The sequence below is a fragment of the Streptomyces sp. HSW2009 genome (assembly GCF_040240285.1).
Taxonomy (GTDB): domain Bacteria; phylum Actinomycetota; class Actinomycetes; order Streptomycetales; family Streptomycetaceae; genus Streptomyces.
On sequence record NZ_JBEHZD010000218.1, the window covers coordinates 1 to 11,910 of the forward strand.

The 11,910-nt window shown below is 74.4% G+C and carries 5 protein-coding genes; 4 read left to right on the plus strand and 1 reads right to left on the minus strand.

Annotated features, from left to right (window positions below; all coding sequences use genetic code 11):
- Window positions 1-3,094: 3,094 nt before the first annotated feature.
- Both AAHZ94_RS17530 and AAHZ94_RS17535 read left to right on the plus strand, forming a co-directional pair.
- On the plus strand, window positions 3,095-4,126 hold the full coding sequence (locus tag AAHZ94_RS17530) for a LuxR C-terminal-related transcriptional regulator (protein ID WP_349993854.1): 1,032 nt from the start codon (window positions 3,095-3,097) through the stop codon (window positions 4,124-4,126).
- A 321-nt stretch (window positions 4,127-4,447) separates the two neighbouring features.
- Entirely contained in the window at window positions 4,448-5,722 is a 1,275-nt protein-coding gene (locus AAHZ94_RS17535) for an AfsA-related hotdog domain-containing protein (RefSeq protein ID WP_349993856.1), read from the plus strand.
- A gap of 234 nt (window positions 5,723-5,956) precedes the next feature.
- Here AAHZ94_RS17535 and AAHZ94_RS17540 read toward each other — a convergent pair whose 3' ends face one another.
- Window positions 5,957-6,847 carry a 4'-phosphopantetheinyl transferase family protein gene (locus AAHZ94_RS17540; protein ID WP_349993858.1) on the minus strand — a complete coding sequence of 297 codons (891 nt, stop codon included), beginning with the start codon at window positions 6,845-6,847 and terminating at the stop codon, window positions 5,957-5,959.
- 461 nt (window positions 6,848-7,308) lie between these two features.
- Here AAHZ94_RS17540 and AAHZ94_RS17545 point away from each other — a divergent pair, with 461 nt between their 5' ends.
- Window positions 7,309-10,878, plus strand: coding sequence for an AfsR/SARP family transcriptional regulator (locus tag AAHZ94_RS17545; protein ID WP_349993859.1), 3,570 nt, complete (start codon window positions 7,309-7,311; stop codon window positions 10,876-10,878).
- A gap of 686 nt (window positions 10,879-11,564) precedes the next feature.
- Window positions 11,565-11,822, plus strand: coding sequence for a hypothetical protein (locus AAHZ94_RS17550; RefSeq protein ID WP_349993860.1), 258 nt, complete (start codon window positions 11,565-11,567; stop codon window positions 11,820-11,822).
- The last annotated feature ends 88 nt before the right edge of the window (window positions 11,823-11,910 follow it).

Below are 11,910 nucleotides of genomic sequence, written 5' to 3' on the forward strand. Positions count from 1 at the left end.
GTACGGGACCCGGCGAGCGGCGCGGCGGCCACGGAGTCAGATCGCGGGTGGCGGTGACCCGTTCGCCCGGCGTCGCGCGCGGGGCCGAGGAAAGCGCTGTCAGCGGCCGGCCCGTCGCCCCACGGAACCAAGGGCGGCCTGCCGTGACCTGACGGGCCACTCGGCGCGCAGCAGCGGCAGGCGCGAGCATCAGGAGAAAGAGGAGACGACGGCACGACGAACCCGACCCGGCCACCCGCCCGAACGGCGGGCGATTCGACGCCCCGCCACTCACCCCCTGCGGCCCGCCCTCGTCCACGGCCCGGCCGCCCCGAGCCACGACCGCCCCCACGACCCGCGACACCGGACGCGCGCCACCGGCCCGGGTGCAGGAACGGCGGTACGGGAAGTGGGGGGAGCGGTACGCGAACGGCTCGGGGGTGGCCAACTCCGGCACGGATCGCCGACACAGGGCGGGGACCGGGTGGGCCGAGAACGGGTCGGCCGACGCTGGGCGGACCGGGAGCAGGCGGGCCGGGAACGGCGGGCGGCCCGCCACCGAGGCCGCTCGGGCGGGAACCACAGCGGAGGCGATCCGCGCGAGAGCCACCCCAGGGGCGGCCGGCACGGGGAGCACAGGGGCGGCGATCCGCCCACAGGTTCCAGTGGAGGTGATCCGCGCAAAGGCCCCGGCGGAGGCGATCCGGACGGGAGTCGTCGTGGGCCAGAGTCGGGTGTGCTGGGTCTCGTCTCGCGGGTCAGGCCGCATGCTCCCCTCCCTCCACGCCGTCGGGGTCGGCCGCTGCGCGGCACTCGTGCCGCAGCCGCCCCGCCGCCCCCGCCCTGCCGCGCGTGGCGTCATCCGCCATGCCCGAGCCGCACCCCGGGGAACGGGGTGCGATCGTTCCTCACCATCGCACGGGGGTGGGTGCCGGCCAAGGGCGCCCTACCCCTCATCTCCGCGGCGCGCGCCCCCTAGAGCCGAGCACCCACACACCCTGCGCCGCCCGCCGAAGCCCGCGTCGCAGGCGTACCGGGCGTGGTCGGGGAGTGTGGCGGCGTCCACCATGCGAACAGGGGGCACACCTATCGATGGATGGGGGCGCGACCAGCGCACTTAAGGGTTTCGCCCGCCCCCCAGAGCGCTATCGCCACCCCGGCGGCGCCGGGCCGCTGCGCGCCATCGCCCCTGACCAGAGCGGGTGTGGCAGGGCTCGGCCGACCCTTGGAGACCGGTGCGGGTGACCCCGTCAAAGGGACGGCGGCGGTGTCACCCGTGCGTGCGCCGGGGTGGCTGCCCGGTCGGGCACGGGATGCGGGCGTGGCGGGTCGCGCCTGCTGGGCGGTGCCCGTGCGTGACCGCCGCGGGGGCGCCGGACGGCGACGCTCCGCAGCGGAGTGGCATATTCCACAGACAGTTGATGGACGTACACGGCCCGTATGCGCATCACTCGTGCGGGCCCGGGTCGGCCCGCTGAGCGATTCCTTCTTTGGAACAACCTGCCCCGCGAGCGCACGAGCCGGGAAGGGAAATGAGGGAATCCGGATCGCCGTCCCTCAAATTTCGATCGGGTCTCGATCAAATGACGACCTGAATACACGACCGGTCCGGGAAGTCACCCCCTGAATCCCGGCGCGCGCCCCCGCGGTAGCCGTCGGGAATCCGGTCGCGACCCCAGCCGACTTCGGGCAGATCTCACCGACGACCACTCCATGGCCACCGAAAGGGGTGGCGCTCCTGGCATTTGCGGATGACAACTTCCGGACAGGAGGCAGCACTTGCCGCACCCCCACGCCCGCATCGCCCCGCGACTCGCCGCCGACCGGCCGACGCCGGCCCGTACCGCCCGACCCCTGCCGCCCGGCGCCCCGCCCGGCCGCCCACCGATTCCGGCCGGCCACACCCGCCCCCACCAGCGCGGGCGCCGCTCCGACTGGAGGAACGGGCGCGGACGGGCGCTCGGCCACAAGCGTTTGCTTCGAGGCGCGTAGATCGCAGGCCACCCGCGCTTCCCCCCTTCGGCACCACACCCCCACGGACCCTGCACACCCGCCCGGCGCGTCACACGCGACACCCCTCGCCACTCCTGACGCCCTATCGCCCCGCTTTGCACACTCCGCCGGCCGCCGCCGCGGACGGACACCCGCGCATTCTCGCCAGCCCCCGACCGAGCCGAACGGCAGCAGCAACCAGCAAATGCACCCACCAAGTGACCCTCAAGAGCCAACCAAGAGATGACCAAGTCCACGCCCGTTGAATCGAGCCCCAGCCGCGGGCCCCGGCCGCGCCCTTTCCCCGAACCGAAGATTCCGCTTCGCCTCAGCCGTGGGGACCCCGGACTGCCGACTACTCCCCGGATTTTTCATCACCCCGAGCACAGTGCCGTACGGAACTACACGTCGGGTCACCTCGCCGTTATACGGCGAACAAATAATCGAGATTGCCGTATGGAATTTCGGCGGGTATCCACGGCGATATCGCCCCGATGGCACGTTCACTTTTCGCGGCTATATCGATCCTCCGCGACACCTCCACCAAACCCCCCGGCATTACACCCCGTAACGGCCGTCGCCGAGCGCTCCGCGTCACCTTGTGTGAAGCCTTACGGTGCGACTGCCGAGTAACACGACGGCATGACGGCGGGCCCCCGCCAAGGAAGGCGAGGACCCGCCGTCATGCGCCAAGCAGCCGTGGAGTGGCGCCAGAGCAACCGCTCTGACGTGCTCAAACGCTAGTTCAGCCGGCCCAGATCGGGTCACGGAGAGCCGTCGACAAGATCATCGGAATCGTCGGGTGCGTCGAAGTGGTGCTCACGTTCTTTCCTCCGCTCGGGACCGGGGCAGGCACCGCAGTCGGCCATAGACTGCACGACTCAAGGCGCCAGCCACCGACAGACCTTGACGGTCACAAGATTAGCGCGGGACAGTTTCCTTTTCCTTCTAGGGAGGAAGCTTTGACGTTGCTCTGGCGTGTACGGCACGCACCGTGATGGGCAGTACACGCTTGCCGAGCGGCAGCCTCACCGGGCTCAACGCTTCGAGGCATTTCCAAGGAAATGCCGATGACTTAAAGTTGCAAGGCAGCAAGTGCTCGGCAGAAGGGGGAAGCACGGGGATGTCGGCAACCATCGGTTCCGACCCGCCATTCGCGGAGCTGGACGACATGAGCGCGGCAGCTTACCGCCAAGCGGTGCAGCTCGGCCGCTTCAACCGACACGAGATCGCCCAGCAGTTGCGCATCTCGCCCGAGGAAGCCGCGCGCATCGAGCGGGTCCTCGGCCTGCTCTGCCTGCTGCACCCCACCCCGGGCGACGCCGACCTGTTGGTCCCGGTCAGCCCCGATGCGGCAGCGGTGGAGCTGGTGGGGTCGGCCGAGAACCAGATCCGCGACCTCCAGCACGCGGTCACCGAGGTGCGGGCCCAGATGCTGTCGCTGACCCCCGCGTACTACGACGGTCGTCGCGAACGCAACCGTATGGAAGCGTTCGACGTGGTCTCGGACGTGGCGACGGTGCAGTCGCTGCTCGACGAGCTCAGCGAACGCTGCCGCAGCGAGGTGCTGACCGTGCAGCCGGGCGGCGCCCGCCCGGCCCACATCCTCAGCGCCGCCCGCAAGGTCTCCCTCGGCATACTCGACCGCGGGGTGCGGATGCGGACGGTCTATCAGCACTCCGCCCGTACCGACCTCGCCACCCGGTCCTTCGTCCGCGACTTGATCGAGCACGGCGGCGAGCTGCGGACCAGCGAAGAAGTCATCGACCGCATGATCATCTACGACCGGGAGGTCGTCTTCCTGCCCGAGCACAAGCCCGTCGGGCGGGAGCCGGGCGCGGCCATCGTGCGCGAACCGACGCTGGTGGCCTTCCTCTGCTCGGTCTTCGAGCACCTCTGGCGCGGCGCCACCCCCTTCCACCTGGGCAGCGTCGAGTCCGACCCGGTGACAGACGACCTCAAGCGGTCCATCGTGCGGCTGATGGCGGAGGGCTACAAGGACGAGATGGTCGCCCGCCGGCTGGGCATGTCGGTACGGACCTGCCGGCGCCACATCGCCGAGATCATGGAGGAGTTGGAGGCCACCAGCCGCTTCCAGGCCGGCGCCAACGCGGCGCTCTCCAAGCTGCTGTCCTACCCCCAGGACACGGTCTGAGCCTCCCCGCCGCGAACAGGGGTGCCCCGTAGGCCGCTTGGCGCGCGGGACGCGTGGGGCGCGCTGGCCTTCGTACCGGCGGCGCAACTCCGACGGGAAGCGACCCGGACCAGAAGCGGGCCGGCCGGGGGAGGCGCGGGCCCCAGACGCGGGATGGCCGGGATACGGGATGGCCGGGACGGCCGAGGCACGGGAGCCGTGGGCCGGGCCCGGGTAGGGGGCCCGTGCCGGGCGCCGGACAGCGGATGGCAGCATGGCCGCAGGTCGGCCGGTTCCGCTCGGCGGGCCGCGGACCACCCCTTCGTCGGCCCAGGGAGCGTCATGCGCGGGGACAGCGCCGCCGGCCGGACCCCTGCCTGGCCCGCGGTCGACGGCACGGCCAGCCACCTCATCCACCGCCCGCGGAGCTGGGACCACTACCTCCTGGACGCGCCGTCCAGCGGCGAGGAGGAATTCGTCCTGGTCACCCAGACGCCGCTGGGGCACCCGCTGTTCAACGACGGCCCCGACCACTTCCACGACGTGCAGGGCGCCGCGGAGTTGGCGCGGCAGGTCGGGGAGTTCATCGGGCACCGGTACTTCGGCCTGCCGGGCGAGCGGCGCGCGGTCTTCGCACGGCTCGGGCTGAGCGTCACGGACGTCGCCGGCTGGCGCGCCGGCCCCGGCCGCTCCGACCTCACGGTGCAGTTACGGGCCCGGCCCACCGACGTGCTCCGGGGCGTGCCGCGCGGGGTGGCCCTGCACAGCGAGTTGGCCATCGACGGCGTGAGCTGCGCCACCGGCACCGCCAGCCTCGCCTTCCTGCCGCCCGACTCCCCGCTCCACCACCCGGGCCAGGGCGCAGCGCCACCGCGCCGGGTGGCCGAACGACCCGACAGGTCCGGTCCGACCCGAGCGCCCCTACCGAACGGCCCCACCAACCCGGCCGGCCCCGCTGGCCCCACCGGCCCAACCACCAGCACCGGACTCCCCAGTCTCCCCAACTTCCCCAGCACCGCCGACGTTTCGCACACCACCGGCATCGCCGCTGTCCCCGGCACCACCGCCACGGCCCATGCCGCCATCACGGACGGCGCGGGCGGCCGATGCGATGCGGCCGGCGGGCGCGGTGGGCCAGGCGACGGCCACGGGGACGGCGGCGGCGAGGACGACCTCGGGCCGCTCGCGCCGCAACGGCCGGCGGAGGCAGCCGAGGTCGGGCGCGGCAGCCCGGCGAACGTGGTGGTGAGCGAGCCGACGGAGTCCACGTACGGACGGTTCGTCACCCAGTTGCTGGCCAGCACCTACCACCGGGTCTTCGCCGCCGAGGGCGGTGCGCACCTGTCGGGGATGCTGCTCCTCGAAGCGATGCGCCAGACGGCCCTGTTGGCCGCCGGGCGCACCTACGGGCTCGCGCCGTCGCGTACCACCGTGGCCTCCTCCCGCGTGCTCTTCCGCGCCCGGGCCGAGCCGCAGCTCACCGTCGTCTGCGCCGCGGTCCCCGGCCGCCTCGGCCGCGACGCGGGCCAGCGCCCCTCGGTGCCCATCACCGTCACCCTCACCCAGCACGGGCGCCGGGTGGCGGAGGCGACCGCCACGGTGGTCCAGGACTTCTAGCCGTGCCACTGCCGTACGCCGCGGCGGCGGCGTGCTCCCCCGGCACGCCGTGGTTCCCTGGCACGACGTGGTTCCCCGGCACCGGCTGGGCAACCGGGCGCACCGTCCTCAGCCGGACCGGCGACCGGGCGCGCATTCCCCAACTGGGCAAGCCGCCCACGCACAACACCCCCAGCCGGGCAGGCGCCCACGCACGACGCCCCCGCCCAGCCCATCGCCCCCACTCGGGAAGCCTCAAGGCAGCGGGCCCGGCGCAGGGTCGTCGGTGCAGGGGGCGGGCTGCCCCAGCGGGTCCGGCGGGTCCACCGGGTCCGCGGAGCCGCGGGGTGCCGCCACCGCCGCCCACTCCCGCTCGCCCCGCATCGCGGCGGCGTCGAAGACGGCGGCGCTGACCCGGTACCCGCTGTCGAGCACCACCGAACTGAACGCCCACTCGTGGCTGTCGCCCAGGCTGCCGTCCGGGCGCTGCACCCGCATCGGGCCGCCGTCCGGGGCGAAGCCGAACTCGGTGAAGCGGAACTTCATCGCCTGCCCGATGGCCTTGCTGTACGCCTCCTTGAGCGTCCACAGCCGGACCAGGCTGCCATTGCGTTCGCGTTCGGGCAGGTGGGAGAGGGTCACCAGCTCGTAAGGGGTACAGATGTGCCGGCCCAGGCCCTTGCCGTAGACCGGGCGGTCGGCGCGCTCCACGTCCACGCCGATCAGCCCGCGGGTGGTCAGCCCCACCACCATCAGCCCGTCCGCGTGGCTGAGGCTGATGTCGATCCCGTCGCAGCCGCGGAGGTAGGGGCGGCCGGTCGGACCGTAGCCGAGTTCGCTGCTGCCCCGACCGTCCTGGCACACCACCCGTGCCGCGTGCTGGAGCAACATCCGCGACGCCGCGTGCTGGACCCGCAGGTCGGGATGGGCCAGCGACAGGTAGCAGGACCAGTCGTCGCCGAGCAGGGCCCGGAGTTCCGCGGTGGACGACACGCCCGGGTACCACTCGGCGAGAGGCGCGTGCAGCAGTACGGAGCCCGCGGAGTCGAGTTCAGTGCGCACCTGGTCCCAGCCCCGGTCCTCGCCGACGACCTCGATAGGCACGCCGAGCGGCGGTCCCGGTCTGGGGCTCTCGGCGGCCGTCATGGCAGTCCTCCAAGGGTCAGATGGCAGTCGGGCAGGTCGCCACAGCGTACGGATACGCCAGAAAGGATGACCGCCGGGCCGGAATCGTTCCCGGCGGGGCACCGCCGCGCAGCGCCCCGGGGAGGGTCCGCGACGTCAGGCGCGCGCTCTTCGCCGGCCGGTGCGGCGACGGCCGGGGACGCGCGACGGCTTCGGCAACACGACCCCTCCCGCATCGGCTCAGCTCGGCGGCCAGCGACGGCCCGTGCCGCGCTGACGGGCTCCGATGGTCGAGGGGCGAGCTTAAGCAGTACTTAGGTCCGGCGACTTAAGGGCCGCTTAGGGGGCGGGCCCACCTCACGCGCGGTGTGGCACGGGACCTATGGTGAAGCGGTTCGGACACGGGGACGGTGTCCGGACAGACCATGTCACTGGCTGGCCCGCTGAACCGGTCGGCTCAACGGGCGGAAACACGGGGCGGGATGAGGTTCCGGATACTGGGCCCGTTGGAAGTGACGGGCGAGCCGCCCGACGAGCAGGCGCTGACGCCACGGGCCGCCAAGCTCCGTATCGTGCTGGCCAGTCTGCTGGTGCGGGCCGACCGGGTGGTGTCCGTCGACGCACTGGCCGATGAACTGTGGGGCGGCTCGCCGCCGCGCACCCCGACCGCCACCATCCAGGTGTACGTGTCGCACCTGCGCAAGACCCTCCAGGCGGCCGATCCGCGGTCCGGACGTGCGACGTTGATCACGCAGAGCCCGGGGTACGTGCTCCGGCCGCAGCCGGGCCAGATCGACCTGTGCGAGTTCGAGGAGTTGCACGAGCGGGGGCGCAGGGCGCTGGACCGCGGGGACTTCGCCGCGGCGTCCGACCTCCAGCGGCGGGCGCTGGCGCTGTGGCGCGGCCCCATGCTGGCCGGCATTCCGCACGGCGCGCTGCTCGGCGGGGCGGTGGCCTGGGTGGGCGAGATACGCATCGCCGCCCTTGAGCAACGCATCAGGGCGGACCTCCAGTTGGGCCGCCACCACGAGCTGGTGACCGAGTTGCGCGCGTTGGTCGGCGAGCATCCGCTGCGGGAGGAGCTGCACGCGCATCTGATGCTGGCGCTGTTCCGGGCCGAGCGGCAGAGCGAGGCACTACGGGTCTTCGCCGAGCTGCGGGCCGCGCTCGTCGACGAGTTGGGCACCGAGCCCGGGCCGCCGCTGCAACGCCTGCACCAGCGCATCCTCACCGCCGACCCGCAGCTGCTGACGGCGGGGCGGGTCACCGCCGCGCCGTCGGGGCCGCCGCTGCCGCGCCCGCTGACGGCCGGACTGCCCGCGGCCGACCCGGCGTTCACCGGGCGGGCCGCGGCGCTCGCCGAGGTGGAGCAGTTGCTGCGGCGCGCACCGGCCGGCGGCTGCGTGGCCATCGCAGGGCCGGTCGGGGTCGGCAAGACCGCGCTGGCCGTCGAGGCGGCGCAGCGCAGTGCCGAGGTGTTCCCCGACGGCCGGATCTTCCTCGATCTGGGCCCGCGGGGCCGGGGCCCGCTCTCCGCGGCCGAGGCGATGGTGCGGCTGCTGCGCCGGGCCGAGGTGCCGGGCCCGCTGCCCGACGACCCGGAGGACCTGAGCGATCTGGTGCAGCGGGTGCTGGCGGGACGGCAGACGCTGCTGGTGCTCGACAATGCGACCAGCGAGGCCCAGGTGCGTCCGCTGCTGCCGACCGGCGCCGGCAGCACCGCGCTGTTGACCGGCCGGCGGCTGCCGGCCGGGCTGTACGGGATGCGTCCCGTGGTGCTGGCGGTGCCCGATGCGGACGAGGCGTGCGCGCTGCTTGAGGCCGCTCTCGCGCCGGCCCGGCAGGTCGCCGAGCCGGCCGCGGTGGCCCGGCTGAGCGAACTGTGCGGGGCGTTGCCGCTCGCGCTCCGGGTGGTCGCGGCCCAACTCGTCGCCCGCCCGCACTGGAACGCCGCCACCCTGGCCGACCGGCTGGCGGACGAGGGCGGCCGGCTGGCCCTGTTGGCCGCCGGCGACGTGGACGTACGGGGCGCTCTGCTGGCCGCCTACCGGCAGGCCCCGGCGGCCGAGCGGCAGGCGTTCCGGCTGCTGGGCCTGTTGCCGCGCGGCACGTTCGGCCTGTGGGTGGCTTCGGCCGTGCTCGGAGTGCCGGCGCGGGAGGCCGAGCGCCTGGTGGAGGCGCTGGTGGAGGCGCGCCTGCTGGAGGTGGCCGAGGCCACCGGGGCGCGCCCCGACCAGTACCGGCTGCACGAGCTGTGGCGGCTGCTGGCCGTCGAGCTGCTGGCCGACGAGCCGGCGGCGACGGTAAGGGCCGCCACCGAGCGGATGTGCGAGGCGTACGCGGACGCGTCGACGTACGCCGACGCACTCCTCGCCCCCGGCCGCCGTGACACCGACCGCACCCAGGGCAACCACGACCCGCGCCCGGCACATGAGACGGCGCACCGGGCACCGGAGCACTTCCTGACCGCGCATCAGGGGGTGGCCAAGGCGGCGCCGTACACGCTGGACGAGGTGGGCTACGGGCGCCTGGACGGCACGTACGGACGGGGCGGCGAGGCGTACTGGCAGGCCGCGGGTGCGCACGGGCTGGGCGGCGGGGCGGCGTACGAGCAGGGCGGCAACGTCTTCGGGCGGGGGGACGGGCCCGGCGGCTGGGGCCCGGACGGGAGCTGGTGGGCCAGCGGACATCCGGGGCTGCCTGCGGCGCAGGAACAACAGCAGGACTTCCGGGGCGCCGGCGCCGGGGCGCGCCGCAGGCGCGGTACCACCGGGCCGGCCACTCCGCCCGGCGACGCGGACGCACCCCAGCAGGCACAGCGAGCACCACAGCCAGCGCCACAGACACCACGGCAGGCACCACGAACACCGCAAGCACCGCAGGAGACACCGCAGCACGCGCCGCACCGTCAGTGCTGGTGCGGGGCGCCCGACTGCGGCGCGGAACCGCCCCCGGGCGAGGTGCCACGCCAGCGCGCCGCCCCGAACAGGACCGGCGAACCCGGCCACCACTCGGCCGGGACCGGCGAACCCGGCCGCCGCTCGACCGGGATCAGCGAACCGGACCACCGCCCAACCGGGACCGGCAAACCGGACCACCCCTCAACCGGGACCGGCGAACCGGACCACCGCCCGTCCAGCACCGGCGATCCAGCGCAGCGCCCCGCCGCCGACGCGCTGGCCGCGCGGTTCGCCCCGGTGGCGGACGGTCAGGGGCCCGGGCGGGGGGCGCCGCCCGCGGTCGGTGGCGCCCGGTGGTCGGCGGCCGAGCCGACGTCCGCCGAACGCGCCTGGCACGCCAGCGCCGTCGGGCACGATCCGCTCGCCTGGTTCACGGCCGAGCAGCCCAAGCTGGTCGCCGTCGTGATCGCGGCGCACGCCGCCCGGCACTGGCGGACCACGATCAGGCTGGCGGACAGCATGAGCGGCGCGCTCGCGGCGCGGGCCGCCTGGGCGGACTGGCACACCACGCACAGCCTCGCCCTGGACGCGGCACACCGCTGCGGCGACCGGCGGGCCGCGGCCGGGCTGTTGCGTTCGCTCGGCGACCTGGCCTGGCAGCGCCGCCGACTGCCCGAGGCCCGCGCGCACTACCAGCAGGCGCGGCTGGCCGCCTGGGAGGTCGCGGACCCGCGGGAGTACGCGCGCAGCCTGGTCAGCCTCGCCGAACTCAGCCTGGACAGCGGCCAGTTGGGCGATGCCGCGCGGCTCGTGGACTCGGCCCTCGCGGTGGCCAGCACGCCCCGGGACACCCGGGGCAGGTACGCGGCGCTGCGCGTGCTGTCGCTGCTCGCGCTGGAACGGGGCGAGTGGGACGCGGCGGAACGATCGTTCGCCCAGTGCCTCGAACTGGCCGGCGTCCTCCGCGACCGACGCCTTGAGGACTTCGCCCGCCGCGCACTGCGAGCGCTGCGCACCGGCCACCTGTGCACCGGCCGGCTGAGCGGCCACTCCCCCACCGCCCCCGACGAGTCGGCACCCCACCGCACCGCCCCCACCGGCATCGAAGTCCGCCCCGGCATCTGGCGCCTCCACACCCCCGCCATCCCCTGAGCACCCCCCGCTGCCGCACCGCTTCGGGCCACGGAAGGGAGCTGGCCGGGCGCGCCCCGTACACCATCAGGGGGGCGCGGTACGCAATCACCTTACGAGCGGGAGGAGTTGGGGCGGGGCGGGGGCGGGCCGACTGCGCCGGCGGGCCCGCGTGGGGCCGCAGCGCTCCGGCCGGTCGGGCCGGCACGGTCTCCCCCACGCAGGCCAGACGCCGCCCGGCGCGTACGACGGGCGCTGCGGGCATGGCCGGCAGGCGCGTACGGCAGCCGCGACCACCGCTCCCCCAACCCCAACCCCCACCGCCCACCACATCCGCCCAATGCCACACCCCCGCCAGCCCCCCCGCAACCCGCTAAGCGGAGGCCGCCGACCGCCCGTCAGCCGGCCGGTGTGAGCCATATCCCACGGCCGGTCCACCCCGCCCCCGGCCGGCAGGCTCCTCCGTTCGGGGGCCGTCCGGCGGTCACCGTACGTCGCGATCTTCTGACATCGCTGGCCACGGGCACCCCGCCCGGCCTCGGTGGTCGCCGGAGGCGCGCGCGGGCGTGGTTACGGAACGTCATTCGCACGGGGCGCGCGCAGCCAACCCGCGCACACCGCCCGCACACGCTCCCGCACGGCCCGCAACCGTGGTTCGCTCGGTGCGTTGGCAACCGCACGGACACCCATGTGGAAGGGGAACAGGCGTGACCACCGAGCCCGAGCAGGCCGCGGTAGCGGCGGAGCTCGCGGAAATCCGCCGCAACGTCGATGTCGGGGTCGCCCGCATCGACGGGCAACTCGCACTCCTCGCACAGCGCAGCGAGCAGCACGACCGGGATCTGACCGAGGCGACCGGCCGGGTCAGGGCGTTGGAACACGGCCGCTGGCCGCTGCCCTCACTGGCGGCCCTGACCGGCGTGTGCGCCCTGGCCGTCACGATCTGGCAGGCCACGGGCCGTTGACCTGGCCGCAACGACCACCCGGCCACGCCCCACCGGGCGCCCGCCGGCCCGCCGGGCGCAGGGCCCGGGGCCCGGGCCCGCCCACCGC

Excerpts from the sequence above, each read along its gene's own strand:
- AAHZ94_RS17545 (WP_349993859.1), top strand. The coding sequence starts at position 7,309 with ATGAGGTTCCGGATACTGGGCCCGTTGGAAGTGACGGGCGAGCCGCCC.
- AAHZ94_RS17530 (WP_349993854.1), top strand. The coding sequence starts at position 3,095 with ATGTCGGCAACCATCGGTTCCGACCCGCCATTCGCGGAGCTGGACGAC.
- AAHZ94_RS17540 (WP_349993858.1), bottom strand. The coding sequence starts at position 6,847 with ATGACGGCCGCCGAGAGCCCCAGACCGGGACCGCCGCTCGGCGTGCCT.
- AAHZ94_RS17535 (WP_349993856.1), top strand. The coding sequence starts at position 4,448 with ATGCGCGGGGACAGCGCCGCCGGCCGGACCCCTGCCTGGCCCGCGGTC.